Source organism: Methylocystis iwaonis, from assembly GCF_027925385.1.
GTDB classification, from domain to species: Bacteria; Pseudomonadota; Alphaproteobacteria; order Rhizobiales; family Beijerinckiaceae; genus Methylocystis; species Methylocystis iwaonis.
On sequence record NZ_AP027142.1, the window covers coordinates 1,937,347 to 1,963,957 of the forward strand.

At 64.2% G+C, this 26,611-nt stretch carries 26 protein-coding genes; 12 read left to right on the plus strand and 14 right to left on the minus strand.

All coding sequences use genetic code 11. The features are described from left to right. The first annotated feature begins 364 nt into the window (after positions 1–364). Positions 365–5,062, plus strand: a complete 4,698-nt coding sequence (gltB, locus tag QMG84_RS09310) for a glutamate synthase large subunit (protein WP_281927442.1) — start codon at positions 365–367, stop codon at positions 5,060–5,062. 31 nt (positions 5,063–5,093) lie between these two features. On the opposite strand, the gene QMG84_RS09315 is transcribed toward gltB, so the two are convergent. Both QMG84_RS09315 and QMG84_RS09320 read right to left on the minus strand, forming a co-directional pair. Beyond that, positions 5,094–5,498, minus strand: coding sequence for a PIN domain-containing protein (locus QMG84_RS09315; RefSeq protein ID WP_281927444.1), 405 nt, complete (start codon positions 5,496–5,498; stop codon positions 5,094–5,096). Continuing rightward, entirely contained in the window at positions 5,482–5,709 is a 228-nt protein-coding gene (locus QMG84_RS09320; protein ID WP_281927445.1) for an AbrB/MazE/SpoVT family DNA-binding domain-containing protein, read from the minus strand. Before QMG84_RS09320 ends, QMG84_RS09315 begins: the two co-directional genes overlap by 17 nt. A gap of 221 nt (positions 5,710–5,930) precedes the next feature. On the opposite strand from QMG84_RS09320, the gene QMG84_RS09325 reads away from it, so the two are divergent. Continuing rightward, positions 5,931–7,349 carry a glutamate synthase subunit beta gene (locus QMG84_RS09325; protein WP_281927447.1) on the plus strand — a complete coding sequence of 473 codons (1,419 nt, stop codon included), beginning with the start codon at positions 5,931–5,933 and terminating at the stop codon, positions 7,347–7,349. 7 nt (positions 7,350–7,356) lie between these two features. Then, positions 7,357–7,566 (plus strand): hypothetical protein, encoded by a 210-nt coding sequence (locus tag QMG84_RS09330; RefSeq protein ID WP_202071595.1) that lies wholly within the window; start codon positions 7,357–7,359, stop codon positions 7,564–7,566. 334 nt (positions 7,567–7,900) lie between these two features. On the opposite strand, the gene QMG84_RS09335 is transcribed toward QMG84_RS09330, so the two are convergent. Continuing rightward, positions 7,901–8,563, minus strand: a complete 663-nt coding sequence (locus QMG84_RS09335; RefSeq protein WP_281927449.1) for a L,D-transpeptidase — start codon at positions 8,561–8,563, stop codon at positions 7,901–7,903. Positions 8,564–8,708: 145 nt separating this feature from the next. Continuing rightward, positions 8,709–10,127, minus strand: a complete 1,419-nt coding sequence (locus QMG84_RS09340; protein WP_281927450.1) for an SGNH/GDSL hydrolase family protein — start codon at positions 10,125–10,127, stop codon at positions 8,709–8,711. On the opposite strand from QMG84_RS09340, the gene QMG84_RS09345 reads away from it, so the two are divergent. From QMG84_RS09345 to QMG84_RS09365, 5 genes are all read left to right on the plus strand, one after another. Further along, positions 10,126–10,587 (plus strand): hypothetical protein, encoded by a 462-nt coding sequence (locus QMG84_RS09345; protein WP_281927451.1) that lies wholly within the window; start codon positions 10,126–10,128, stop codon positions 10,585–10,587. The genes QMG84_RS09340 and QMG84_RS09345 overlap by 2 nt on opposite strands. Before the next feature lie 37 nt (positions 10,588–10,624). Next, positions 10,625–11,386, plus strand: coding sequence for a ribonuclease T2 family protein (locus QMG84_RS09350; RefSeq protein ID WP_281927453.1), 762 nt, complete (start codon positions 10,625–10,627; stop codon positions 11,384–11,386). 111 nt (positions 11,387–11,497) lie between these two features. Continuing rightward, on the plus strand, positions 11,498–12,343 hold the full coding sequence (locus QMG84_RS09355) for a 23S rRNA (adenine(2030)-N(6))-methyltransferase RlmJ (protein ID WP_281927455.1): 846 nt from the start codon (positions 11,498–11,500) through the stop codon (positions 12,341–12,343). 227 nt (positions 12,344–12,570) lie between these two features. Next, entirely contained in the window at positions 12,571–13,317 is a 747-nt protein-coding gene (locus tag QMG84_RS09360; RefSeq protein ID WP_281927456.1) for a hypothetical protein, read from the plus strand. A 72-nt stretch (positions 13,318–13,389) separates the two neighbouring features. Then, complete coding sequence (locus QMG84_RS09365; RefSeq protein WP_281927457.1) at positions 13,390–13,983, plus strand: glutathione S-transferase; 594 nt, start codon at positions 13,390–13,392, stop codon at positions 13,981–13,983. A 55-nt stretch (positions 13,984–14,038) separates the two neighbouring features. Here the strand turns inward: QMG84_RS09365 and lysM are convergent, their stop codons facing one another. From lysM to ftsE, 5 genes are all read right to left on the minus strand, one after another. Then, on the minus strand, positions 14,039–14,557 hold the full coding sequence (gene lysM / locus QMG84_RS09370) for a peptidoglycan-binding protein LysM (protein WP_281927459.1): 519 nt from the start codon (positions 14,555–14,557) through the stop codon (positions 14,039–14,041). A 104-nt stretch (positions 14,558–14,661) separates the two neighbouring features. Then, positions 14,662–15,498, minus strand: a complete 837-nt coding sequence (locus QMG84_RS09375) for a lysophospholipid acyltransferase family protein (RefSeq protein WP_281927460.1) — start codon at positions 15,496–15,498, stop codon at positions 14,662–14,664. 324 nt (positions 15,499–15,822) lie between these two features. Then, positions 15,823–16,506, minus strand: coding sequence for a YdcF family protein (locus tag QMG84_RS09380; protein ID WP_281927462.1), 684 nt, complete (start codon positions 16,504–16,506; stop codon positions 15,823–15,825). Between the two features lie 94 nt (positions 16,507–16,600). Beyond that, complete coding sequence (locus QMG84_RS09385; protein ID WP_281927463.1) at positions 16,601–17,584, minus strand: cell division protein FtsX; 984 nt, start codon at positions 17,582–17,584, stop codon at positions 16,601–16,603. Positions 17,585–17,589: 5 nt separating this feature from the next. Continuing rightward, entirely contained in the window at positions 17,590–18,252 is a 663-nt protein-coding gene (gene ftsE / locus QMG84_RS09390; protein ID WP_202071607.1) for a cell division ATP-binding protein FtsE, read from the minus strand. A gap of 356 nt (positions 18,253–18,608) precedes the next feature. Between ftsE and QMG84_RS09395 the strand changes: the two genes are divergently transcribed. Beyond that, positions 18,609–19,208 (plus strand): hypothetical protein, encoded by a 600-nt coding sequence (locus QMG84_RS09395; protein ID WP_281927466.1) that lies wholly within the window; start codon positions 18,609–18,611, stop codon positions 19,206–19,208. Here QMG84_RS09395 and murJ read toward each other — a convergent pair. Beyond that, positions 19,200–20,756 carry a murein biosynthesis integral membrane protein MurJ gene (murJ, locus tag QMG84_RS09400; protein ID WP_281927468.1) on the minus strand — a complete coding sequence of 519 codons (1,557 nt, stop codon included), beginning with the start codon at positions 20,754–20,756 and terminating at the stop codon, positions 19,200–19,202. The genes QMG84_RS09395 and murJ overlap by 9 nt on opposite strands. Before the next feature lie 311 nt (positions 20,757–21,067). Between murJ and QMG84_RS09405 the strand changes: the two genes are divergently transcribed. After that, positions 21,068–21,421, plus strand: coding sequence for a DUF2845 domain-containing protein (locus QMG84_RS09405; RefSeq protein ID WP_281927469.1), 354 nt, complete (start codon positions 21,068–21,070; stop codon positions 21,419–21,421). A gap of 12 nt (positions 21,422–21,433) precedes the next feature. Here the strand turns inward: QMG84_RS09405 and QMG84_RS09410 are convergent, their stop codons facing one another. Further along, entirely contained in the window at positions 21,434–22,513 is a 1,080-nt protein-coding gene (locus QMG84_RS09410; protein WP_281927470.1) for a sensor domain-containing diguanylate cyclase, read from the minus strand. Between the two features lie 206 nt (positions 22,514–22,719). Next, positions 22,720–23,136: a hypothetical protein gene (locus QMG84_RS09415; protein ID WP_281927471.1), complete on the minus strand. Its 417-nt coding sequence runs from the start codon at positions 23,134–23,136 to the stop codon at positions 22,720–22,722. 371 nt (positions 23,137–23,507) lie between these two features. Here QMG84_RS09415 and QMG84_RS09420 point away from each other — a divergent pair, with 371 nt between their 5' ends. Next, positions 23,508–23,723 (plus strand): hypothetical protein, encoded by a 216-nt coding sequence (locus tag QMG84_RS09420; protein ID WP_202071613.1) that lies wholly within the window; start codon positions 23,508–23,510, stop codon positions 23,721–23,723. Positions 23,724–23,767: 44 nt separating this feature from the next. On the opposite strand, the gene QMG84_RS09425 is transcribed toward QMG84_RS09420, so the two are convergent. Further along, positions 23,768–24,739, minus strand: a complete 972-nt coding sequence (locus tag QMG84_RS09425) for a glycosyltransferase family 2 protein (RefSeq protein ID WP_281927472.1) — start codon at positions 24,737–24,739, stop codon at positions 23,768–23,770. 50 nt (positions 24,740–24,789) lie between these two features. On the opposite strand from QMG84_RS09425, the gene QMG84_RS09430 reads away from it, so the two are divergent. Beyond that, positions 24,790–25,650: a ChbG/HpnK family deacetylase gene (locus tag QMG84_RS09430; protein WP_281927473.1), complete on the plus strand. Its 861-nt coding sequence runs from the start codon at positions 24,790–24,792 to the stop codon at positions 25,648–25,650. A gap of 67 nt (positions 25,651–25,717) precedes the next feature. On the opposite strand, the gene nadC is transcribed toward QMG84_RS09430, so the two are convergent. Continuing rightward, positions 25,718–26,569 (minus strand): carboxylating nicotinate-nucleotide diphosphorylase, encoded by an 852-nt coding sequence (nadC, locus tag QMG84_RS09435; protein ID WP_281927474.1) that lies wholly within the window; start codon positions 26,567–26,569, stop codon positions 25,718–25,720. Positions 26,570–26,611: the final 42 nt, after the last annotated feature.

The window sequence follows — 26,611 nt, forward strand, 5'->3', positions numbered from 1 at the left end:
CGCGGGAGGCGGTTGCTTGTCACCGGAGCATAAATCTGGCAAAAATCATGGGCGTCGATATGTCAGTGCTGCTGACCTTTCGGCGCCGTCGCCCTTCGATAGTCGCCATTTTCCATCGCGCCGCGGTCAGAGCCGGCGGCGCGGGCCGAACGACCGACGATCGAGACGGTTTGGCGCGCCTCTTGCCTGAGGCGCGGCGGCCTGGCCGAAGGGAAGGCGCAAGAATGCGCGCGCAAGCAGGCGCTGGAGGGGGCGCAAGCGCGCTTCAATCCACCGCGAACTTGCTCTATGCAGTTTTTGGAAAACGAATGTGACGAGGCGCCGGCCGCAGAAACACGCCGCGCCGCGTCGAGGAGACGCCGCCATGACGAAGGTCGTTGATAACGCCGTGCAAGAGGCCCTGGGCCAAGAGATCGCCATCGGGCGCGATCCGGCCCTGCCGGCCGCGCAGGGGCTCTACGATCCGTCGAAAGAGCACGATGCTTGCGGCGTCGGCTTCGTCGCCAATATGCACAATGAGCGGTCGCACGCCATCGTCGAGATGGGCCTGCAGATCCTGCTCAACCTCGACCATCGCGGCGCGGTGGGCGCCGATCCGAAGCTCGGCGACGGCTGCGGCATTCTCGTCCAAATCCCGCACGAGTTCTTCAAGGCCGAATGCGCCAAGCTCGGCTTTCAGCTTCCGGGCGCGGGCGAATATGCCATCGGCCAGTTCTTCATGCCGCGCGATCCGGAAGTGCGCGCCAAGGCGCGCGAGATTCTCGACGCGCAGATGAAGGACGAGGGCGTCGTCGTGCTCGGCTGGCGCGATCTGCCGGTCGATTCGAGCGACCTCGGCGAGGCGGTGAAGGCCGTCGAGCCGCACCACATGCAGCTCTTTGTTGGCCGCGGTCCCGATGTGAAGGACGAAGCGGATTTCGAGCGGCGCGTCTATCTCGCGCGCAAGTCGTCTTCCAACGAGATTTACAAGCTCGAGAACGGCCGCGAATTCTATTCGGTCTCGGTCTCGACGCGCACCATCGTCTATAAGGGCATGGTGCTGGTCTCGCAGCTCGGCGAATATTTCCGCGACCTCAAGGACCCGCGTTTCGTCTCGGCGATCGCTCTGGTGCATCAGCGCTTCGCGACCAACACTTTCCCGTCCTGGCGCCTCGCGCATCCTTACCGCTTCGTCGCGCATAACGGCGAGATCAACACGCTGCGCGGCAACCTCAACTGGATGGCGGCGCGTCAGGCGTCGGTGTCCTCGCCGCTCTTCGGCGACAACATCACCAAGCTCTGGCCGATCTCCTATGAGGGCCAGTCCGACACCGCCTGCTTCGACAACGCGCTCGAATTCCTGGTGCGCGGCGGCTATTCGCTGGCGCATGCGGTGATGATGCTGATCCCCGAGGCCTGGGCCGGCAATCCGCTGATGGACGACGACCGCCGCGCCTTCTACGAGCACCATGCGTCGCTCATGGAGCCGTGGGACGGCCCAGCCGCCATGGCCTTCACCGATGGTCGCCAGATCGGCGCGACGCTCGACCGCAACGGCCTGCGTCCGGCGCGCTATCTCGTGACCGACGACGGCCTCGTGGTGATGGCCTCCGAAATGGGCGTGCTGCCGATTCCGGAAGAGAAGATCGTCACCAAATGGCGCCTGCAGCCGGGCAAGATGCTGCTCGTCGATCTGGAGCAGGGCCGCATCATCTCCGACGACGAGATCAAGAAAGAGCTCGCGCTCTCGCATCCCTATAAGGAATGGCTGGCGCGCACGCAGATTCAACTCGAGGAGCTGCGGCCCGTCGAGGCGCGTCCGGCGCGCGCCGACGTCACGCTGCTCGATCGCCAGCAGGCCTTCGGCTACACCGAGGAAGACCTCTACACGCTGATGTTCCCCATGGCCGTCACCGGTCAGGAGGCCATCGGCTCCATGGGCACAGACACGCCCGTGTCGCCGCTCTCCGACAAGGAGAAGCTGCTCTACACCTATTTCAAGCAGAACTTCGCGCAGGTGACCAATCCGCCGATCGACCCGATCCGCGAAGAGCTGGTCATGAGCCTCGTCTCCTTCATCGGCCCGCGTCCGAACATTCTCGATCACGAGGGCTCGGCCAATAAGAAGCGGCTCGAAGTGCGCCAGCCGATCCTCACCAATGAGGATTTGGAAAAGATCCGCTGGATCGGCATGGTGGAGGACAGCTTCGACACCAAGACGCTGGAAATTTCTTATGATTCCAGCAAAGGCGCGGCGGGTATGGGCAGCGCCATCCAGCGTCTGTGCCAGCGCGCGGAAGAAGCTGTTTCCGGCCGCTACAACATCATCATCCTCTCCGACCGCATGGCGGGGCCGGATCGCATTCCGATTCCGGCGCTGCTCGCGACGGCGGCGGTGCATCACCATCTGATCCGCAAGGGCCTGCGCACCTCGGTCGGCCTCGTGGTCGAGACCGGCGAAGCGCGCGAAGTGCATCACTTCGCCTGCCTCGCGGGTTACGGCGCCGAGGCGATCAACCCCTATCTCGCCTTCGACACGCTGGAAGCCTCGGCCGGCGAATTCCCGGCCGACGTCGATGCGGATACGGCGATCAAGCGCTACATCAAGGCGGTCGGCAAGGGCCTGCTGAAGGTCATGTCCAAGATGGGCATTTCGACCTATCAGTCCTACTGCGGCGCGCAGATCTTCGACGCCGTGGGCCTTGCGCAGAGCTTCGTCGACGAGTTCTTCACCGGCACGACGACGCGCGTCGAGGGCGTTGGCCTCGACGAGATCGCCAAGGAGACGGTGCGTCGCCATCGCCTCGCTTTCGGCGACGCGCCGGTCTATCGCGACGCGCTGGACGTTGGCGGCGATTACGCCTTCCGCACGCGCGGCGAAGCGCATAGCTGGACGCCCCAGACCATCTCGCTGCTCCAGCACGCTGTGCGCGGCAATGCGCAGGAGCAGTATCGCGCCTTCGCCAAGGCGTTGAACGAGCAGGACGAGAAGCTGCTCAATCTGCGCGGCCTGTTCCGCATCAAGAGCGCCGACGAAGACGGCCGCAAGCCGGTTCCGCTCAATGAGGTGGAGCCCGCTTCCGAGATCGTGAAGCGATTCGCGACCGGCGCCATGTCCTTCGGCTCGATCTCGCGCGAGGCGCACACCACGCTCGCCATCGCCATGAACCGCATCGGCGGCAAATCGAACACGGGCGAGGGCGGCGAGGAGCCGGATCGCTTCAAGCCGCTCGCGAATGGCGACACGATGCGTTCGGCGATCAAGCAGGTCGCTTCGGGCCGCTTCGGCGTGACGACGGAATATCTCGTCAACGCCGATATGATCCAGATCAAGATGGCGCAGGGCGCGAAGCCCGGCGAAGGCGGCCAGCTACCCGGCGACAAGGTCGATGCGGTGATCGCCAAGGTGCGTCACTCGACGCCGGGCGTCGGCCTCATCTCGCCGCCGCCGCACCATGACATCTACTCGATCGAGGATTTGGCGCAGCTCATCTTCGATCTGAAGAATGTGAACCCGAAGGCCGGCGTCTCTGTGAAGCTCGTCTCCGAGGTTGGCGTCGGCACGGTTGCGGCGGGCGTCTCCAAGGGCCGCGCCGACCATGTGACGATCTCCGGCTATGATGGCGGCACGGGCGCTTCGCCGCTCACCTCCATCAAGCATGCGGGCTCGCCCTGGGAAATCGGCCTCGCCGAAACGCATCAGACGCTGGTGCTGAACGGCCTGCGCTCGCGCATCGCCGTGCAGGTCGACGGCGGCCTGCGCACGGGCCGCGACGTCATTATCGGCGCGCTGCTCGGCGCGGACGAGTTCGGCTTCTCGACGGCGCCGCTCATTGCGGCCGGCTGCATCATGATGCGCAAGTGCCATCTCAACACTTGCCCCGTCGGCGTCGCGACGCAGGACCCGGTGCTGCGCAAGCGCTTCGCCGGCCAGCCGGAGCATGTCATCAACTACTTCTTCTTTGTCGCCGAAGAAGCGCGCGAGCTGATGGCGCAGATGGGCTACCGCAGCTTCGACGAGCTCGTCGGCCAGATGCAGATGCTCGACAAGACCAAGGCTCTCGCTCATTGGAAGGCGCAGGGCCTCGACTTCTCGAAGCTCTTCTACAAGCCGGAAGGCGAGGGCGCGGCGATTCGCCATTCGCAATTCCAGGACCACGGCCTCGACAAGGTTCTCGACAACAAGCTCATCGCGGAGGCGCGGCCGGCGCTCGACCGCGGCGCGAAAGTGTCGATCGAGACCTCGATCAAGAACGTCGACCGCACCACGGGCGCCATGCTCTCGGGCGAGGTCGCGCGTATCTATGGTCACACGGGCCTGCCGGAGGATACGATCAACATCCGCGCCGTCGGCACGGCCGGGCAGAGCTTCGGCGCCTTCCTCGCGCGCGGCGTGACGCTGCAGCTCGAAGGCGAAGCGAACGACTATGTCGGCAAGGGCCTCTCGGGCGGCAAGCTGATCGTCTATCCGTCGCGCGAGGCCAAGAAGATCGATCCCTCGAACTCGATCATCGTCGGCAATACGGTGCTCTACGGCGCGATCGCGGGCGAGTGCTATTTCCGCGGCGTCGCGGGCGAGCGCTTTGCTGTGCGTAACTCTGGCGCCGTCGCGGTGGTCGAGGGCGCGGGCGACCACGGCTGCGAATATATGACTGGCGGCGTCGTGGTTGTGCTCGGCCAGACGGGACGCAACTTCGCAGCGGGCATGTCCGGCGGCATCGCCTATGTCCTCGACGAAGACGGCAGCTTCGCGAGCCGCTGCAACCTCGCGATGGTCGATCTCGAACCCGTGAGCGCCGAAGAGACGCTCATGACCGAGAACTATCATCAGACCGGCGATCTTGAGACGCATGGCAAGGTCGATGTGATGTCGGACATGACGCGCTTCGACGCCGAGCGCCTGCGCCAGCTCATCGAGCGGCACCTGCGCTACACGGGCTCGACCCGCGCGCGGCAGATTCTCGACGATTGGGAGAACTATCGCGGCAAGTTCCGCAAGGTGATGCCGATCGAATACCGCCGCGCGCTGACGGAGATGGCCAAGAAGGCGCAGCCTGGGCGGTTGAAGGCTGCGGGCGAGTAAGAGGGCGGGGGCTTAGCCCCCGCGCCTAAAATCAGACAAACGGGTTCTCGATTTTTAGTTGATCGAGGATCTGCCCATTATGCAGGTCCTCCGTATAGAGCGTCCGGCAGCCCGCTAATTTAGCTGCCGCCACGATCATGGCGTCATAGATTGCAAAATTGTAGCGCTCGGCAAGAGCGACGCCGGTCTGGTGCGTTTCAAGGGTAAGGGGAACGATGTCGAGCGTCGCTCGAAACGATTCTAAACTCGCCTTCACATTCTGCCACGAAGCATTGTGTTTGCGCCGAGAAACGGCGGCGAACTCGTTCAGAACCTGAATGCTGACGACGCCGCCGAGCGCAATCAACTCTTCGGAGATATCCGCTTTGGCGCCGGAGGTCGCGACCGCGTATAGAAGGACGTTCGTATCGAAGAAGCTTCTATTCCTCGTCGTCATATGCGTCTTCGCGTTTGAACCTGTAATCGGCCGGGATCATCCCGCGAAGGTTCCGGAGAGCAGCGATCGCCTCGGCGCGAGCGCGGGCTTTTTCGTCGATCATCGACTCGACCGTGATCGATACCTCGTCGCCTTCCTTCAGGCCCTTCTCCCGCACGAGGTCGGCGGGCAGGCGCACGGCAAGGCTATTTCCCCATCGTGAGACGCGCATTGGGTTCTCCGGATATACGCTTTCCAAAATGTATATCTCCGCGTGTGTCTTGCATAGCATCAAATTAGCGCGGCTTACTCGCTTGACGGGGCCGAAGCGAAAGCGTTTAGAACTCCTCACGAAATCACGCAGTGGGCTGAACAGACGGCGGACTGGCGGAATTCGAGCTGATCCGGCGGGTCTCGACCAGCCGGAGCCCGATGCGAAAGGTGGGATGCGATATGGGCAAGGTCACGGGCTTTCTCGAAATCGACCGGCAGGACCGCAAATATAAGCCGGCGGCCGATCGCATTCGTCACTATGACGAGTTCGTGATCCCGCTCTCCGAAGAGGCGACCAAAAGCCAGGCCGCGCGCTGCATGGATTGCGGCATCCCGTTCTGCCACAATGGCTGCCCGGTCAATAACCAGATCCCCGACTGGAACGACCTCGTCTATCACGGCGAGTGGAAGCGCGCGCTCGCCAATCTCCACTCGACCAATAACTTCCCCGAGTTCACCGGCCGCATCTGCCCCGCGCCCTGCGAGGCCTCCTGCACGCTGAATCTCCAGGACCAGCCCGTCACCATCAAGACGATCGAATGCGCGATCGTCGACCGCGGCTTCGAGCAGGGCTGGGTCGTCCCCGAGCCGCCGAAGCGCAAGACCGGGAGGCGGGTCGCCGTCGTCGGCTCGGGCCCCGCGGGCCTCGCCGCCGCGCAGCAGCTCGCGCGGGCGGGCCATGACGTCCATCTCTACGAGAAGAACGCCAAGGCCGGCGGTCTGCTGCGCTACGGCATTCCAGACTTCAAGATGGAAAAGCATCTCATCGACCGCCGCGTCACACAGATGGAGGCCGAGGGCGTCGTCTTCCATTACGGCGTCAACGTGGGCGTCGACATGAACGTCCGCGACCTCGTCGCCAGCCATGACGCGGTGGTTCTCGCCGGCGGCGCCGAGCAGCCGCGCGAGCTGCCGATCCCCGGGCGCGAGCTGCGCGGCGTGCATGTCGCCATGGATTTCCTGACCCAGCAGAATCGTCGCGTCGCCGGCGAGCCGCTCACGACCAATGAGCCGATCTTCGCGACCGGCAAGCATGTCGTCGTCATCGGCGGCGGCGATACGGGCTCGGACTGCATCGGCACCTCGGTGCGCCATGGCGCGCTGTCGGTGACGCAGCTCGAAATCATGCCCAAGCCGCCGGAAAAGGAAAACAAGCTCCTGACCTGGCCGGACTGGCCGCTGAAGATGCGCACCTCCTCCTCGCATGAGGAGGGCTCGGCGCGCGAGTTCTCCGTGCTGACCAAGGAGTTCATCGGCGAGGGCGGCGCGGTCGAGGGGCTGCGCTGCGTGCGGGTCGACGGCAAGATGCAGGAGATTCCCGACAGCGCCTTCACGATCAAGGCCGATCTGGTGCTGCTCGCCATGGGCTTCGTCTCGCCGATCAAGGAAGGGCTCCTCGAACAAAGCGGCGTCGATCTCGACGGTCGCGGCAATGTGGCGGCGGATACGCGCGCCTATAAGACATCGCGCGAAAAAGTCTTCGCGTGCGGGGACATGCGGCGCGGACAATCGCTCGTGGTGTGGGCTATTCGCGAGGGGCGCCAATGCGCCCATGCGGTCGACCTGCATTTGATGGGCGAAACAAATCTGCCAAGGTGAGAAAAAAATGGTCAGCGAAAAATTGAACCTTTGGTACTGCGACACATTCGTCACCCAGCCGTGGCAGTTCTTCTTTCTGGTCCTGCCGCTGGCGGGCGCCTTTCTCTACGGGCGTGACCAGAAGAAAATCGCCTGGATTTTGATCGCGGCCTGGGTCGTCATTCAAATCACCTTGTCGGGGCTGACCAATTTCGTCTTCGACTGCAATATGGAATAAGCGTCCAGCCAGACGACAGTCAAAAAAAGCCCCGGATTTCCGGGGCTTTTGTCGTTTCGGAGGAGAAATAACTCATACCATTTCCGGTTGAATAGCTCGCGTGGGGACTTGTCATTCCCGACGGGCCGAAGGCCCGATCGGGAATCCAGAGCCACAAAAGCGCTGGTTTTGCCCAGAGCCCTCATTGCGAGCGAAGCGAAGCAATCCAGGGCAGCGATGCGGCCCTGGATTGCTTCGTCGGCTCCGCCTCCTCGCAATGACGGCGGTGAGCCCCTGTGTGTCCAAACGGCGCGAGCGTCGAGAATGACGCCGACCCAATCAAGCGGATCTCGTATCACAGCACCACGACACTCGTCCCGATCTTCACGCGGCTGAAAAGGTCGGTGACGTCGTCATTGGTCATACGGATGCAACCGGAGGAGACTGCCTGTCCGATCGTCCAAGGCTCGTTCGAGCCGTGGATGCGGAACATGGTGTCCTTGGCGCCCGAGTAGAGATACATGGCGCGCGCGCCGAGGGGGTTCTCTTCGCCGCCGGCCATGTGGCGCGGCAGATCGGGACGGCGCTTCAGCATTTCCTTCGGCGGCGTCCAGCCAGGCCAGGTTTCCTTGCGGCCGACGCGGACGCGCCCCTTCCAGGTAAATCCTTCACGGCCCACGCCGATCCCGTAGCGCACCGCTTGTCCATCGGCGAGCGAGAGATAGAGATAACGGTTTTCGGTATCGACGGTGATCGTGCCGGGGCGTTCCTTCGTCGGGTCGGAGACCATCTCGCGCGTTACGGTGGGATAGTCCCGCTGCACGCGCATGTCGTCCTGCTGCTCGTAGGAGGCCTGTTGGCGGCCGTAAGAGGCATCCTCATTTCCTGCCGCGGTGGGACTCGGTTCTTCGAAAAGCGCCAGGAAACTACGGTCTTGCGCCGAGGCTCCTGTTGAGAAGGCGCCGGCAGTCAGCATGAAGGCCGCGGCGGCGAGAGGCCGGAAATCGAAAAGATGCATTTGAATAGCTCCCCAGACTTATCTGGGCAGGAAAATGCCGGAGCCTGGCAAAGCGTTCCATATGCCTGCGCACATTGGCCGATAGGGTAAAATTTCCTTCAAAAAATCGAAATCGCGCTCGATCGCGTAAAAGCGCAATCGAGCGTCAGGGCGCAGCGGGTTTCCACGAATAATCGTCCGCTCGATTGGGACGCGGCGATTGATCGCCTCCCTCGATGAACACATGCCGCGCGAGCGCCTGCGCGTCGGCGCCGGCGGGCGCCGGGGCAGAGGCAGGCGCGCGTCGCGCCAGTTCCGGCGCCCCGGCCGGAGCCGGCGCGCCAGTCAAAGTCTGGACAGGTCCGATGGCGGGGCGCTCGGGAAGCGCCGGGGCCTCGCTCGAGAGAGGCTTTTCCGGCGAGCGGAAGATGAGCGGGGCCGAGGGGGCGGCCGCCGAGGCGGGCGGCTGCGCTTTTACCGCCGGCGCGTCAGGAGCGGCTTCCAGTTCCGGCTGCTTGCGCTCGTCGTAAAGCTTCTTGATTTCAGTGGCGACGAAATGCGCGACGCTGAGCGCGCCGGCCTCGGTGAAATGCACGCCGTCCGCCGTGCGCAGCTTGACGATCTGCCCGTTGATGTCGGGGCCGAAGGCGTTGAACCGGCCGCGCTCGTCAGCGAGCGCTTCCCAAAGATCGACGTAAATCCCGTCGTTCTTGGCGACCTCCACCCGGAAGAGATCGTTGAGCTTTCCCATGTCGGCGGAAAAACTCTCGTTCTTCATCATCGGCAGGCCGACCCAGACCACCGGAATTTTCTTTTCCCGGAACGGCGCCATCACCGCGTCGATGCGGGCTGCGTAGGTCTCGCGCCAATGCGCAGAGAAGGGCTCGTCGCTCTGCGCGCCCTCGCGTAGCGACTGCCTGTCATTCGAGCCGATCATCATCACGGCGACGTCGATCTTCTGCGACCCGTTGGCGATGTCTTTCGCCGCCTTCGGCCAGTCGTAGAAATCGCTGCGCACGAGGCCCGAGCTTTCCTTGCCCTTGCGCAATATTCCGATCTCGGGCTTGTCGGCGAACGTCTCTTCCAGGCCATTAGCGAGCAATATGCCCAGCGTATCGCCCATCACGGCGACGAAATAAGTCGCCGCGACCTCGGGCGTCTCGCGCTTTGCCGCTTCGCCCGCGCCCGGCGACGGCTCGCTGCGCTTCACGGCGCGTTTCGGCGTGGAGCGCGCCGCCTCGCCGCCGCGCCAATAGGTCGGCGGCCGGTTTTCCTGGTGCGGCATGATCCGGCGCACGCGCGGCTCGTCGGCGGGGCGCTGAACCGGCGCGCGCTTGAAGCCGAACAGGCCGCCGAAGAAATCGGAAAAGGGGTCCTGCGCCAGTGAGGCGCCCGGGCTCGCCAGGAGCGCGGCGAGCGCGATCACAGCGAGCGCCAGGGCGCGGCGCAGCGTGACGGGACGAGCGTTGCGTGCGTCAACCATGTGGAAAGTATAAAGGGCTTTTTCGCAGCTTCGCAAATCGCCGCTTGACGCGCGGGCGCGCATTCGCCCCAATTCGGCCGACTCGATCGAGGGGATTCCCATGACAGGCTCCGTTTTTCGCCGCGTTGTTTGTCACCTGGCGTTATTTTGGCTCCTCGGCGCAACCTCGGCCTTCGCCGCGCCGCGCGAGCACGACCAGCCGGCGGAGTTCCGAGTGCCGCCCTACAGCGGGATTTTGCCTTTGTGCTCGGACCCACTGGTGCTGACGGAAATCACCTCGAGCTTTGGCAGCCGGGAGGCCGAATATTGGAATTCCGGCCTTGTGATCGAGGGCTATGAAAGCGCCGCCGAATTTGGCTATCGCACGGATGGGCTGAGCTATATTCCGCGCCGCTACTGCCGCGCCGAGGCCTATTTCAACGACGGCAAGCGCCGCCGCGTCGTCTACAATATCGGCGAGGATCTGGGCTTCATCGGCATTGGTTCGGGCGTCACCTGGTGCGTCGAGGGGCTTGACCGCAACCACGCCTTCAGTCCGAATTGCCGCGCGGCCGGACCTTGAGCCCGACCGCTCAACAAAGCGGCTCCGAGGTTTTCCGATGACCAGCATTTTTTTGACTGCCGCGCGCGCGGCGGCGTTTTGCGTTGCTTTCCTCTTTCTGGCGCCCGCGAGCGCCAAGGACGACGATTGTATCCTTGACCATTGCGCCGATCGGCTTCCGCCGAAGCCGCAAGACACAACGCCCGCGCCTACGCCTGAAGCGAAGCGCGACGCCGGCTTCCGGGGCGGCGCGCCCTCCAAGGATTTTGATTTCTATGTGCTCGCCTTGAGCTGGTCTCCCGGCTTTTGCGACAGCGTCGGCGGCTCGCATGATCAATGCGAGCCGGGGAAGGGGCTGGGCTTCGTCGTGCATGGGCTGTGGCCGCAATATGAGCACGGCTTCCCCAGCGACTGCGACGGTCCGCGCACGCCCTCTCGCATCGCTCTGCAGCGCGCCGACGGGCTCTTCCCCGACGAGCGCCTTGCGCGCTACGAATGGCGCAAGCACGGAACCTGCAGCGGCAAAAGCCCGAGCGACTATTTCGGCGACGTGGCCCGCGCGCGCGAGGCGGTGACGATCCCCGCGGCTTTCGTGAGGCCCAAGGGAGACCAGACCTTCACGCCCATCGACGTCGAGCGCGCCTTTTACGACGCCAATCCGCGGCTGCGGCCGGGCATGATGGCGGTCTCCTGCCGTCGCAATGTCTTCGAGGAAGTGCGCATCTGCTTGTCGAAGGATCTGCGCGAGTTCCGCGCCTGTCCCGAGGTCGTGCAGCACGGCTGCCGCCAGCGAGAGATTTCGGTGCCGGCGCCTTTGTGAATGGCATTCCCGCGAAAGCGGGAATCCAGGGCAGACATGACGCGCGCGTGGATTGACGCGCGCGCCCGCGGCGGCGCTTGCGGCTCGGCGGCAACCGGCCGATAGAACGGCATGAACTATCGCCACGGTTTTCACGCCGGCAACTTCGCCGACGTCTTCAAGCATGCGCTGCTCGCGCGCCTGCTCGCCTATCTCTTGCGCAAGGACGCGCCCTTCCGCGTCATCGACACCCATGCGGGGGAGGGCGCCTATGACCTTTCCGCCGACGCGGCCGAGCGCACGCTGGAGTGGCGCGGCGGAATCGGGCGCCTTGCCGATCTCTCCGGCGCGGACGAAGAGACGCGCGCGCTTCTCGCGCCCTATCTCGATTGCGTCGGCGTCTTCAACGCCGAGGGGCGGCCGGGGCTCTATCCCGGCTCGCCGCTCATCGCCGCGCGGATGATGCGCGAGCAGGACCGCGCCATTTTTTGCGAGTTGCGCCCCGACGCTTTCGAAGCGCTGCGCTATCGCTTCGGACGCGACGCACGGGTGAAGACGATCCATATCGATGGCTACACCGGGCTCAGCGCCTATGTGCCGCCCAAGGAGAAGCGGGGCCTTGTGCTGATCGATCCGCCTTTCGAGCGGACCGATGAATTCGACGCGATGTTCTCAGCCTTTCTGCGCGCCTATCGCAAGTGGCCGAACGGCGTTTACGCGCTCTGGCATCCGTCGAAGGACGCCATTGCCGAGCGTGCATTTCTGGATCGCTTTGCGCGCGAGGGCGTGAAGCGCGCGCTACGCCTGTCGCTCGCGGTTGCGCGCGGGGGCGAAGGTCTGCGGCGGACGGGATTGGTTGTCGTCAATCCGCCTTTCGTTTTCGAAGAGGAGGCGCGGAAAATTCTCGCTTTCCTTGCGCCGAAACTGGCCCAGGCCGAAGGCGCGGGCTTCGAGATCGATCGCTTGACGGGGGAGTAACGCCATTTCCGGTTGAAAGCTCGCATTGGGGGAGGGTCATTCCCGGCGGGCTGAAAGCCCGATCGGAATCCAGAGCCGCAAGAGCGCTGGTTTCGCTCTGGATTCCCGATCGCTCGCTGCGCGAGCGTCGGGAATGACAACGAACCGCGATTTGAGGGCTGAGGTGAATCATTCGCCGGAACGAGGGAGCCTCATCGCGGGACAAGATGTCGCGCCCAATACATAAGATGAAACGAATTCTCATCTCGATTGTTTACCTGTCGTTGCGAGAGTGTGTCTCTCGCGAACGGGTCAATCCGTCATTAGCGCGACCTGTCATCGTTATACTCGGATGCATTATTGTGGAGGCATTTCGTATGTATTCCATGAGCATTCACAAGCGTGGCCCAGTCGAAAAGATCGCCCGTTTTTTTATGCGCGCACTCTTCTTCGCGAGTCTCGCCACTCCAGCTAACGCCGGATTCTTTGAAGAGCTTTTCGGCCTGGGCGGCGCCGATGAGGCGCGCGGCGCGCCGCGGCCGCAAGCGCGCGTCCAGCACAGCGCCACGCGACGTCATTCTTTCACTTTGCGCTTCGACAATTCTCCAAAAAAGAATGCGCGAGAGCGCGCTCACGCGATGGAAACCGCCGAAGGCTCTGATTCGACGGGAGCCAGGCTGTCAAAACCCTTATTTTGCGGGGCGGAGCCGCTTCAGCCCGCCGCTGCGGATAAATCCCTTCTGCGCTTGCACGACGCAACCTTGCGGGCGGGCGATAGCGTCGTGACGCCAACGGGGATTTTGATATTCCGAGGCCGCATCGGCTGCCCGCACAGCGATGAGGATTTTGTCGCCTTGGCCGATTCGCGCCTCCCACGGCAAAAACGCGACGCCCTTCTCAGCCTGGAGCGCACATTGCCTTCCCTCCAACCGGACGACGGCGCCAAAGCGGAAAAGCTTACCGAGCTAAAAGTAGCCGGGGAGGGCCATCCCTGACTTCCTTGCGCAGGGGCGCGCGGTCGGGATAAGGAACGCGCCGACGTTCAGCAAAACGGCGGTGGTCCGCAAATGATGATCCTTCGTTATTCCCCCGCCTCGCCCTATGCGCGCAAAATCCGCATTGTCGCCGATCTGGTTGGACTTACCGCGCAGATCGACGTCGTGCCTGCCAGCACGACCGATCCGGACGACACGTTGCGCAGCCAAAATCCACTGGGCAAAATTCCGACGCTTATTCTGGCCGACGGAACGGCGCTCTACGACAGCCGCGTGATTGCCGAATATCTCGACCATCTCGGCGGCGGAAAGCTTTTCCCTAGCGATCCCGCGCGGCGCTTCGAGGCGCTGCGCCTGCAGGCGCTCGGAGACGGGATCAACGACGCCGCGCTGCTGATGCGCTACGAAACCGCCATGCGCCGCCCCGAGCTGCGCGATCAGGAGGCGATCGACCTGCAGCAGGGCAAAATCGACCGCGCGCTTGCGGCGCTCGAAGCGACGCCGCCGGTCGGCGACATCACGATCGGTCAGATCGCGGTCGCCTGCGCGCTCGGTTATCTCGATCTGCGCTTCGAAGGCGCATGGCGGGCGAAATATCCCAAGCTCGTCGCCTGGCTTGCGGATTTCTCGGCGTGCGCGCCGGCCTTCGAGGCGACGAAGGCGTAAATTCTAAAAACGCCGGAGCGAGCGATCGCTCCGGCGGACTGCCGAGGAGAGCGCGTCAGGCTTTCTTCCCGGCGATCTCCGCCGGCGGCGCCCAGACGATTGCGCTCGCGGCGCTTGGCCCGCTCACGCCGGGTATGCGCAGGCGCTGGCCAGGATAGATCTTGTCGGGGTCCTTCAGCATCGGCTTGTTGGCCTCGAAAATCTCTTTGTAACGCGCCCCGTCGCCATAATTCTCCGCGGCGATCTTCCAGAGCGTATCGCCTTGCTTCACAACATAAAGACCCGAGGGGGCTTCCGGGTCGGCGTCGGGCGCGATGAGATTGTTCTCGACCTGCGCCACGCCCTTGGTGTTGCCGACCGCCAGGACGATCTTCTCGAGCGTGGCGCGTGAATCCACCGCGCCGTTCAGCGTCACTTTGCCGCCGTCAACCTCGATGTCGACGCCAGATACGTCGAAGCCGTGGGCTTCCAATTCCTTCGTCAACGCCTCGGCCGACGCGGCCGAGGTTTCCGTCGCGCCCGCGGGAGCGGGGGCTGCTTTGCTCTTGCCGGTAAGAAAATCCAATAAGCCCATGATCAAATGCCTCCCTGAGAGACGACGCTCTTCGCGACGCCCCTTTATCTAGGAGGCGTCCCGCCGCTGGGACAGGGCCATTCGTCACAGGGCTGCGTGTCCGCTTACGCCTCGCCCGTCGCGGAGCTTCGGCCGCGTCCGGCCGCCTTTTTCTCCGCCCGAGCTTTATCCTTGGCGATTGCCTTCGCCCGGTTCTCCGCGACGCGGGGCGCGAGGCTCGGATCGGCGGCGACGGCCTCGGCAATCAGCCGGTCGGAAGCCGTCTCGATGTCGTTTTGCAGCTTCTCGAAGAATTCGCGCGTCGGCAGACCCGGCGGGATGGGCGGCAGGAATTCGATCACCACCGTGCCCGGATAGATCAGGAATGAGCGCCGGGGCCAGAACAGGCCGGCGTTGAGCGCCACGGGCAGCACCGGCACATTGGCGGCGGCGTAGAGATGGGCGACGCCGATCTTATAGGCTGGCGGCGCGCCAGCCGGGCGGCGCGTGCCTTCCGGAAAGATGAAGAGCTGGCGTCCCTGTGCAAAGAGCGTCTTCGACTTCTCGATGAGCTGCGGCAGCAGCTTGCCGCCCTTGGCGCGGTCGATGGCGATCTGCTCCGCGGCGAGCAGATACCAGCCGAAGAAAGGCAGCCAGACCAGTTCATGTTTGAGGATGTAGCTGAAGTCCGGGAATTGGGTCGGCAGGACGAAAGTGTCCCAGATCGACTGATGCTTCGAGGCGACGATCACCGCGCCTTTGGGCTTGTTTTCGAGCCCGCGGAACTCGACCTTCGTGCCGCAAATCTTGTCGAGCAGCCACAAAGACACGCGGCCCCAAGTGCGTCCGAGCTCCTGCGAGACCTGCCGGCCCATGAAAAGGCCCGGCAGCCAGATCAGCATCAGCGCGACCATGGCCAGGAAGAAGAGAATCTGGAAGACCAGCGAACGCAGATAGATCATGGGGCGGCGCTTCCTTGCGGCAGACCCGCGCCTTTTACGCCAGCGGCGCCCGGCTTAACAAGCCGCCGGAAAATGGACCGCGCGCCTTCAGGCGCGCATTCTACCAGCGAGCCTGAAGGCGCGCGCCGTTTGTTGGCAAACCTCCGAGGCGGCCTCGTCCTTCGAGACGCGAGCTTCGCTCGCTCCTCAGGATGAGGCCTAAGTGTTTGGCCTAGAAGCAGAAGTCCCTCATGCTGAGGAGGCTGCGCAGCAGCCGTCTCGAAGCACGAGGGGCGTCATCGCCACTTTGTCAAACAGTCTGAGCGAGCCTGAAGGCTCGCGGTCCTACGGCGACGCCGGCTCCCCTCGCAGCGCGGTCATATCGGGGCCGGTCTCGTTCTGGCGCAGGGTGATGCGCGCGAGGGCGCCGAGATATTTGAGATATTCGCCGCCCACGAGCCTGATGACGCCAACGTCGCTCGCCCAGCCGGCGACGTTTACATGATCGCTCACAACCGGGAAGGGGTGCAGCGTCACCTCCGGCAGCGCGGCCGAGAGCTCGGCGAGGGCGCGCGGCATATGGTAATTCGAGGTCACGACGATGAGCGAATGGGAGATATTGCGCGTCTGCGCCCACTCGCGCGTTTCCCGAGCGTTGCCGATCGTGTCTTGCGCCTGATAGCCAAGATCGACGCAGCAATCGAACAGCCTGTGTGAGACGGGCAGCAATCTCGCCAGAACCGAGCTGCGGGTCGCCCGATTGACGCCGGTGATGAGCATGCGGTTCGCCTGGCCGCGCGCCAGAAGCTCGGCCGCCTCCTGCACGCGGTCGGACCCTCCGGTGAAGACGACGATCCCCTCCGCCCTGACCGTCAGGCGCGGCTCGTTGCGCGCCAGCGAGAGCGCGAACCAGACATATCCCGCGACAAAAAGCAGAAATCCGAACGCAAGGCCGCCGAGTGCGACGAGGCCGACGGCGCGCCCGATATTGGCCTGTCCCGTGCCTGCCTGACGCGCTGGCCCCGCCACCCTGCCTCCCTCCCGCCGGTTTCGTCGACCGCGCATCGAGGCGCGGTTTCTGGACAGATATATGGTCATAAGGCGGCGTACCGGATGATCGCCGTCATCCCAGCCGCCTCAAGTAACGGAACACGATCGCCTGGGACAGAAAGCCGGTGAGAAGCGCAATGCCGCCCGCGAGCAAAAGGATCGTGACAACGCCGTCGACGCCGATGGAGAAGTCCCCGAACATCGCCTCCATTTGTTCCCCGCCCGCCGTCGCGCGCCAATGATGCGTCAAGGCGCGCGCCAGAAAGAGAAAGCCGATCGCTGCGCCGCCGCCGATCAGCGCGCCGCGGAACCCCAAGGCGAGAAAGCGGCGCTGGAACTCGCGCGCGATAAAAGTGTCGGCCGCGCCGACGATATGCAGCACCTCGACGATCTCGCGGTTGGTGGCGACGGCTGCGCGCGTCGCTGATGCAACAGCGATGCCCATGGCGCCGAGGATGAGGACGAAAATCATCGTCGAGACGGCGACGGCCGCGCGCGCCATATCTCCGAGACGTTCGAGAAACAGACGGTGATCGTCGAGCACGGCGTTGGGGACAGCCTCGGTCAGCTCCGCGCGTAGAACCAAGAGATCGGGCCGCTGCTTGGGATCGAGCTTCACCACGATCATGCGCGGCGTGGGAAGCTCGGAGAGGTCGAGGCCCTCGCCGAGCCAGGGCGACAGCAGCGATTCCGACTCGGCCTTCGTATAGACCTGCGCCTCGCGCACGCCGGGGGTTTTTCGCAAAAGTTCGGCCGCCGTCGCGAGATCGGCGTCGATGTCGCGACCCGGCGTGGGCCGTACCTGGACGCTGGCTTCGCTCGACGCCTCGGCGCGCCATTCGACGCTCGCCTGAGAGACGAGCAGCGCCGCGCCGGCGGCGAGGGCCGCGAGGAAGGTCATGATCGCAATGACGATGACGAGCGAGCGGCCCGCGACAGAATCGGTCGGCACGAGCGGCGAGCGGAAGGCGGCGGCGTCCTCCTCGGCGGCGGGCGCCGGCGGGCGCAGGACGCCGGCGCGCGCGAGGAGATCGGCGACGAAAGGCGGCAGCTCCATTCGCCTCACTCGAAAATATGCAGACGGCCGTCCGCGAGCACGAGGCGCCGCGCGGCTTCATATTGGTCCATCAGGCTCAGATCATGCGTCGCGATCACCACGGCCGTCCCGGATTTATGCAGCTCCACAAAGAGCCTCAAAATGCGGCGGGCGAGAGTCGGATCGACGTTTCCGGTCGGCTCGTCGGCGAGCAGGAGCTTTGGCTGCGAGATCAGCGCCCGCGCGATGGAGGCGCGCTGCTTCTCGCCGCCCGAGAGCACGGTGGGCAGGCTATGCTTGCGCTCGCCGAGGCCAACCCATTTCAGGAGTTCGATGACCTCCGAGCGATAGCTTGCCTCCTCGCGCCCCAGAACGCGTAGCGGCAGCGCGACATTCTCATAGACGGTCAAATGGTCGAGAAGGCGGAAGTCCTGGAAGACGACGCCAATCCGCCGGCGGGCGTCGGCGATCTCATCCGTCTCGAGCGTCGCCGCGTCCCGGCCGAAAATATTGATAAGACCGCGCGTCGGCTTCAGCGCCATGATGATGAGCCGCATCAGCGTCGTCTTGCCGGCGCCCGACGGGCCGGTAAGGAACTGGAAGGACCGCGGCGCGATCTGGAAGGTGAGGTCGCGTAGGGTTTCCGGGCCGACGCCATAGCGCAAGCCGACATTCTCGAAGCTCAGCACCGGTTTGCCGCTCCAGGCGATCGAGCCGCGTCAAAAGCGGCGGTTGGGTTGCTGGGAATCAGCGTCGAAGGATAGCAGTTCACGCGCTCTTAACCATAACAGCGCCTAATGGACGCAGGGCCATCGGGTGAATGGCGCTCTGGTATCGTTAGCCCAGATACCTCCCCTTTACGGGGAGGCCGCCGGGTGGGGCTCGCGCCGCAACGGTAGCGGTGGGGCTTTGCCCCATCCGACCCCGCTTACGCGGGGCCACCCTCCCCGTAAAGGGGAGGGATCGGCTGACGTCCGGCATTCATCCGGTTGCCCTGCCGGTGGCGACGGCTCGCCGATCAGCGTTGCGACAGCGGAAACCTGAAATGAGCTTTACTCGAGAGGACATCCACCGGAGCAGCGCGCGGCGGGAAATCGCGGCCGAAGCCTCGAGCGAGTTCCCGCACGCTCCAAGCTATGAGGAGATGTGGGGCAGGCCCTCGTGTCCCGTCGCCCATCAGGCGCGGCAGGTCAAGCGGGACCGCGCGCCAATCGTGGCCGCCATCATCGCGATCATCATGGGCGCCACGGCGATGATCGCCATGCGGGAGCGGATCGTCCGCATCGCCCCGCCACTCGCGTCGAGCTATCGCGCGCTCGGCATGCCGGTCAATCTCGCGGGGCTGGAGCTGCGCGAGGTGCGCTCGCGCATCGTGATGGACGGCGCGCGCCGGGTGCTCGTCACCGAAGGCGAGATCGTCAATATCCGCCGCGAGCGCAACGCCGTTCCCGCCATCTCGCTCGCCGTGCGGGGGGCGAATGGGCTCGATCGCTACCGCTGGACGACTTCGGCGCCGAAGTCGCGGCTGGACGCCGGCGAGAAGATCGCGTTCCGCGCCCGCCTTGCGTCGCCGCCGGAAGACGGCGCCGAGGTGCTGGTCCGCTTCGCCAAGCTGGAGGCGCAGAAGGGTCGAGCGTCAGACTAAAGCCGGCGATCGCTTCGCGCGCGCGCGCAGGGCGCCGATTTTGATCCCCATAAGGTGCAGCGCGCCCGCGAGCGCCGCGCCATAGATGATCCCCCCCGCCGCTCCCAAAACGACCAGCGCCGTGAGATTGGCCTGAGAGCCGAAATGCGCCCCGAAGGCCAGCGCGGGCGCCCGGCCGAAAGCCGCGACCATCGCCAGCAGCGCGCAGCCGACGACGGTCGCCGCCAGGGTCTTGGCGAAAGCGCGGTCGAAGTCGACAAATCCTCGCTCGATGGCGATCGCCAGGAGCGCGCCGAGATTGACCCAGACCTGGACCGAGGTCGCCGTCGCGAGCCCGACGGCGCCGAGCGGCTGGAAGAGCACAATTTTGAGCGCGACATTCACGGCGAGCGCCGCGAGCGCGATCTTCATCGGCGTCGCCGTGTCGCCGCGCGATTGAAAGCTCGCCTTTGCAGACGCGATCAGCACCAGCGCCATCAGCCCGCCGCCGTAAGCGGCGAGCACGTCGCCGGCGGCGATGGCGTCGGCGGCGGTAAATCTACCGCGCATAAAAAGCCCGGCGACGATGAGCTCGGGGATTGTCACGAAGGCGATGAAGAAGGGCGCGGCGAGCGCGATGGTCAGCGCCATGGTCCGGCTCTGCGCCTGATGCGCGCCGTCGACGTCGCCGGCGGCGATGCGGCGGCTCATCTCGGGGAGCAGCACCGTGCCTGCCGCAATCCCGATAACGCCAATGGGAAGCTGATACAGCCGCTCGGCATAGGAGATCGCCGATACGCCGCCATCCGCGAGCATGGAGGAAAGAATCGTGTCGGCGAAGACGGCGATCTGCGGGCTGGCCGAGCCGATCACAGCCGGGCCAAGATTGATGAAAAACTCGCGCACGCGCGGCCAATGCGGCTTGCGCAGGCCGCGCAACACGCCGATGCGCCGCGCCCCCCACATGAGGAGGCCCAGCTCCAGTGCGCCCGAGATCGTGACGCCCCAGCTCGCCGCATAGCCGGCGTTCGGAAACAGAAAGGCGACGGCGAGCGCCGCCATCACAGTGAGATTCATGAGGTTGGGCGCAAAGGCCGGCAGCGCGAAACGGCCATGGGCGTTGAGCGTGCCCATGTGCAGCGCGAAGAGCGTCATGAAGACGAGGTAGGGAAAGGTGATGCGCGTCAGGCTCACGGCCAGGGCGAATTTTTCCGGCCGATCACCGAGCCCCGGCGCCAGCAGCCCGACGAATTGCGGCGCGAAGAGCCAGACGAGGGCTAGCAGCACGATCTGCGAGACGAGGAGCAGCGTATAGACCTCGCCGGCGAATTCCTCGGCCGGCTCGGGGCCGTCCTGTTCCAGCGCCTTGGCGTAGCAGGGGATATAAGCGGCGTTGAAAGCGCCCTCGCCGAAAATGCTGCGGAAGCTGTTGGGCAGGCGCTGGGCGATGAAGAAAGCGTCGGAGACGACGCCCGCGCCCATGATCGCCGATTGCATCGCGAGCGACAGAAAGCCCGTGAGCCGCGAGAGCAGGGTGAAACCGCCGACCGAGAGAAGATTGCGAATCATTGCCTGCCTTTTAACAGGATCATTCTCAAAATCAGCGTCTCTTCCGCTGCCGGTGGCGCGCCGCGTGGAGAATCTCTAATTTCCGGATCGGGCGTTTCTCTGGCGCGGTTCTTAAGCGCGCCGCGTCGACTGGGCCAGTAATACGAGATCCACTTGATCGGTTCGGTGTCATTCTCGACGTTCGCGCAGCGAGCGATCGGGAATCCAGAGCAAGACCAGCGCTTCTGTGGCTCTGGATTCCCGGTCGGGCTTTCAGCCCGCCGGGAATGACAAGCCCCAATGCAAGCTGCTCAAATGGGAATAAGTATAACATGAGATTAAACCTGCTCCTTGCCATCCCTTTGCTTGCGGCGAGTGTTGTCCCCGCCGCGGCGCTACGCTGCGGCTCGGAGCTTGTCGTCGAGGGGCAGTCCAAATTCGAGGTGCTGCAGCGCTGCGGCGCGCCAGCCTATACGGATGAACATACAGAATATCGGGCCGGCGGGACGAACCCGACCATACCGAGGCCGCTCGACTCGTTCGAGCAAACCTATCCGCTTCCCGTGGCGCGCGAAGTGCGGATCGAGCAATGGGTCTATAATTTCGGCCCGACCCGGCTCATGCCGACGCTCACCTTCGAGAACGGCCGTCTTATCAAGATCGAGACGCTCGGCTACGGGAGATAGCCGCGCGCCGCCTCAGACGTGGCTGGGGGTGACGCGGTTGCGGCCCGAGGATTTCGACGCATAGAGGCAGGAGTCGGCGCGTTTGATGAGTTCGTCGGGCGTATCATTGGCGCGCGACTGGGCGACGCCGAACGACGCCGTTATTTTCTGGGTCTGCGGCTTGCCGGCGATCTTCCAATTATTGCCATAGAGCCATCGCCGCATTTTCTCGGCGACCGCGACGGCGGCCTCGATGTTGGCGTGGGGAAGGATGACTGCGAATTCCTCGCCGCCGAAACGGGCGACGGTGTCCTCCGCGCGCACATGCTTCTGCATCTGATCGGCGAACATCTTCAGCACCTCGTCGCCCGCAAGGTGCCCATGCTCGTCATTTATGCTCTTGAAGTGATCGAGATCGGCCAGGATCAAGCTGATCGATGTTGCGCGCCGGTTGGCGTCCGCCAGGACATTGGCGAGCTTGGCGTCGAAATATCGCCGGTTAAAGGCCGACGTCAGAGTGTCCTTCTGAGTCTCGGCCTGCTTTTCCGCCAGCTCGAAGCGAAGCTTGCTGATCTGATCGCGCGAGTTGCGCAGGCTTGCCTGATAGGCCTCGGTCTCCTTCAACATCTTCTGGTTTTCGGAGATGAGGAATTCGATGGCGGATCTCAGGCGATCCGGGCTGCTCGCTTTCGCGAGCTCGGCGCTGCCTCTGAGCACGGAATCCGCAAATTTCTGATTGCGTTCCGCATAGCCCTGGAGGAGATCGATGATGGCGCCGATCCCCTCGTCGAGCTGGCCCCGCATGATCGCAAGCTTGGCCGGCGTGATCTTCGAGGCGCTCGATTTTTCCGTCACCAATATCGTCCCGCCGATCATCGTCAGCGCGATCAGGGCGAGATTCCGGGTCAAGGCGAAAGGCTCGTGAACGACCTTGATGATCCTGCCGTCGGCTGTGGTTTCGGTCGTCCAGGACTGGACCGCCCACGACCAAAGGCTCGAAATGTCCGACGCGCCTTGCGCTTGCGCCTTCACCGTCATTCCAGCGAAGAACGCCGCGCAGAAAATGAGCGCGAAAATCGAAAGTAAGGGGGCGATGGACCGTAGGGATCTCACGGGGCTTCCAATTCGCTCGACAACCAAAAGAAAGAAGAAGGCCGACGCATGGGGATCCGACCCGACACGCCGGCGTCCGCTTCCCGACTGCAGGAAGGAATCGGGAAGCATCGGCGAGGATGGATCGGTAGCCTTGCTGGAAGCTGACGCTCCATTTCAAGGCCATCCCCAAAACGGGGATTTATCGCGCTCTTGTTAAGCAAGCGCTAATGAGTTGGGCAATGCTGATAATAGCCGCCCGTGAGCTTGGTCACGCGCCCGGCGGCGTCGGCGCTCCACCGCAGGTTTCCACTGCGTCGGCATTTGTCGTTCAACCCCGCGCCGCGATCGTAAGTCGCGACGCGCTCCGGCGCGGCGGCGCGGGTGAAGCCCTGCGCGGCCAGCGCATCCAGAAGGTCCGATTCGGCGAAGCCCGCGGGAAAGGCGCGATCGAGGCGGGCGAGGAAGAGTTCTTGATCCGCTTCGGTTTTCGAATCCGGCAGATTTTCGAGAAGCGGGGGCAAGGGCGCTTCGGCCCCGAACCAGACGAGGCGTAGCCCGAAGGCGAAGGCCAGGAAAAGCAGGGCCGAGAAACCGAGAATAATTCCCAGCCGAGAGCCGGCGGGGCGCGCTGCGATCGTCATGATCGGATCAAAATATCACCCTTCTATCCGGAGAGCGACTGTCCTTCCGGCCAACCGACCGAGCGCCGCTCCGGGGTAAGGAAGGGGAAACCAAACCGGCAAACATGTGAAATCCAATCGGTTTATCCGCGCGAAACACAATACGGGCGCGTTTTCGCAATAGTCTTGGACCGCTGATCAGGCATTATGGCCAAGCTTACGTCGGCTCGAGGCACAATCAGGCCGGGGCGCGGCGGTGGGTCGGCGCGAGAGCAGGAGGAGCCACGCAAATCCCAGGGCGGATGCCCGGTCTGGGAAAATTACGGATCAGACAGATGCGTTGTTCGACGTCTCGTAGTTTCCATTTCAGATATGTCGCCAGGAGCTGAAATATGTCCGACGTTAGCCTCGAGCCGCAATTTCAGGAAGACTCTGTAATCTATATCAGCGACATGAGCGCCGAGCTCGCCGACATGGCGATACGGTCCCAGTTGCCGACGGTCGCCCATCTTCTTCAACTGGCCAGAATCGAAGCCCTATCCGTGCTCGACAGAATTCCTGGCCCGAACGGTGCCGATCAATCCAGCGGCGACAAGGCCGCCGCTTGAGCCGCGAGACGCAATTGCGTGGGTGAAGGCGCGGCGCGCCTTCCTCATTCTTTGGCGCGTCCAGATTGCTTGTCTGATTCCACCCGCTCCGCCACGAGATAAAGCGGACGTCCTTTCACCTCGTTGAAAATGCGCGCCACATATTCGCCGAGCACGCCCAGCGAGATGAGCTGGACGCCCGAGAAGAAGGCGATCGAGACGACAAGCGTCGGAAAGCCGGGCGTATCGACGCCGAAAAGCATCGTCCGCACCCAATAATAGCCGGCGAGGCCGAGCGCGAAGATCGAGATCGCGAGCCCTACATAGGTCCAGACCTTGAGGGGAATCGAGGAGAACGACATCAGCCCGTCCAGCGCGAAGCTGACGAGACGGGTGAAGTTGAATTTCGATACGCCGCTCGCCCGCGCGTCGACCTCGAAAGGCACGCCGATCGATTTGAAGCCGATCCAGGCGTAGAGGCCTTTATTGAAACGGGCGCGTTCGCGCATGGAGAGCAAGGCGTCGACCGCCTGCCGATCGAGCAGACGAAAGTCGCCGGCGCCGGGCGGCAGCGAGACGTCGCCGAATTTCGCCAGCAGCCGGTAGAAAACCTCCGTGAAGATGGTGCGCATCTTCGGGTCGCTCGTCCGGTCGGCGCGTTGGCCATAGACGTTTTTATAACCCTCCCGCCATTTCTCGACGAATTTGATGATGACTTCGGGCGGGTGCTGCAGGTCGGAATCCATGATGACGGCGGCGCGGCCGCGCGCATCGTCGAGACCCGCCGCAATCGCGACCTCCTTGCCGAAATTGCGCGAGAAGGAGAGGGCGCGAAAACGCGGCTCCTGCGCGCACAGGGCGCGCAATTCTTCCATGCTGGCGTCATGCGAGCCGTCGTCGACGAAGATCGCTTCGAAGCTCACGCCCGCCTGCGCCAGCGCATGCGTGAGCCGCGCCGCAAGCGGGCGCAAATTGGCGCGCTCGTTGAAGACAGGGATGACGACCGATATATCAGGGGTCTCGATGGTGTCGCTCATGACGCAGGCTTCAAGCAGAAATTCGTGGCGCGGCATAGATGGGAGGCGGGATGGCCAAGGCAAATGAGCGGATCGTCGCGCTTTGCGCGGATGATTATGGCCTCTCCCAAGGGGTTTCGGTCGGCATTTTGAAAGCGCTCGACGCCGGGAGGCTGACGGCCGTCTCGGCGCTGGTCAACGGATCGCATTGGCCGGCGATGGGCCGCGATCTCCTGCGCCATTGCGAAAACGCCGACGTGGGCCTGCATTTCAACCTCACGCTCGGCCGCCCGCTCTCGCCCATGCCGAAGCTTGCGCCGACTGGGGCGTTTCCCGCGGTCCGGCAGCTCATCGGCCTCGCTATGGGCGGCAAGCTCCCCATGGAGGAGATTCGCAGTGAAATAGAGCGCCAGCTCGACCGTTTCGAGGCGGTGATGGAGCGCCGGCCCGATTTCGTCGACGGGCATCAACATATCCATGGGCTGCCGGGGATTCGCGAAGCGCTGCTCGACGCCATGGCCGCGCGTAAGCTCGCCGGCCGCGCCTGGGTGCGCGACGCCGCCGACGGGCCGCACCGCATCGCGCTGCGCCGCGCGCATATCGGCAAGGCGCTCGCCGTGCGCGCGCTGACCTCGGGTCTGCGGCGCGCCGCGAAATGGCGCGGCTTTGCGGTCAATGACGGCTTCTCCGGCTTTTCCGATTTCGATCCGGGGAAGGATTACGCCGAGGCTTTCGAGACATTTCTGCGCGCGCCGGGTCGGCGTCACCTCATCATGTGCCATCCCGGCCACGTGGACGACGAGTTGAAGGCGCTCGACCCGGTGACGATCACGCGCGAGCAGGAGCTGGCCTTTCTCTTGTCGTCGCGCATGCCGGAGATGCTGGAGAGGCGGGGGCTGAAACTCGGGCGGCTGAGCGCGGCGTTGAGGTGATCGAATGGACCGCGCGCCTTCAGGCGCGCATTTTTTTGAGCGCGCCTGAAGGCGCGCGGTCCAGCGGTCAGGCTATTTCTATGTCGAGCCCGAGATCGAGCACTTTCGCCGAATGCGTCAGCGCGCCGACCGAGATGAGATCGACGCCGGTTTCGGCAATCTCGGCGACGGTGTCGAGCGTGACGCCGCCCGAGGCTTCGCAGATCATTCGGCCGCCGACCATCTCGACGGCGCGCCGCAGATCGTCGGGCGTCATATTGTCGAGCAGCACGGCGTCGGCGCCCTCGGCGAGGACGTCTTTTAGCTGAGCGAGCGTGTCCACCTCGATCTCGATCTTGACGAGATGGCCGACGAAGCGCTTCGCCGCGCGCAGGGCGGGGACCACGCCGCCGGCGACCGCGATATGATTGTCCTTGATGAGCACGGCGTCGTCGAGCCCAAAGCGGTGATTGGCGCCGCCGCCGCAGCGCACGGCGTATTTCTCGAAGGCGCGCAGCAGCGGGGTCGTTTTGCGCGTGTCGCAGACCTTGGCTTTCGTATGCGCGACACGGGCGGCATATTGGGCCGTGAGCGAGGCGACGCCGGAGAGCCGGCCCAGGTAATTCAGCGCGACGCGTTCGGCGGAGAGAATGGCGCGCGCCGGCCCGTCGATGCGCGCGACGATGGCGCGGGGGGCCACATTGGCGCCGTCCTCGAGCCACGCTTCGAAGCCGATATTTTGATCCATCCGCCGGAAGGCCGCGCGCGCCAAGGGCAGGCCGGCGACGACGCCCGTCTCCCGCGCGGCGATGACGGCGCGGGCCGTGGCGCGCGCGGGGATCGTGGCCTGCGTCGTTATATCACCGGCGCGGCCGAGATCCTCCGCCAGAGCGGCGGATATGGCGTCGTCGACGAGAAGAGGAGAGAGGTCGAAGCTCATGCGCCGTCTCCAATGAGCCACATGACTGGCCGCATCTCTCCC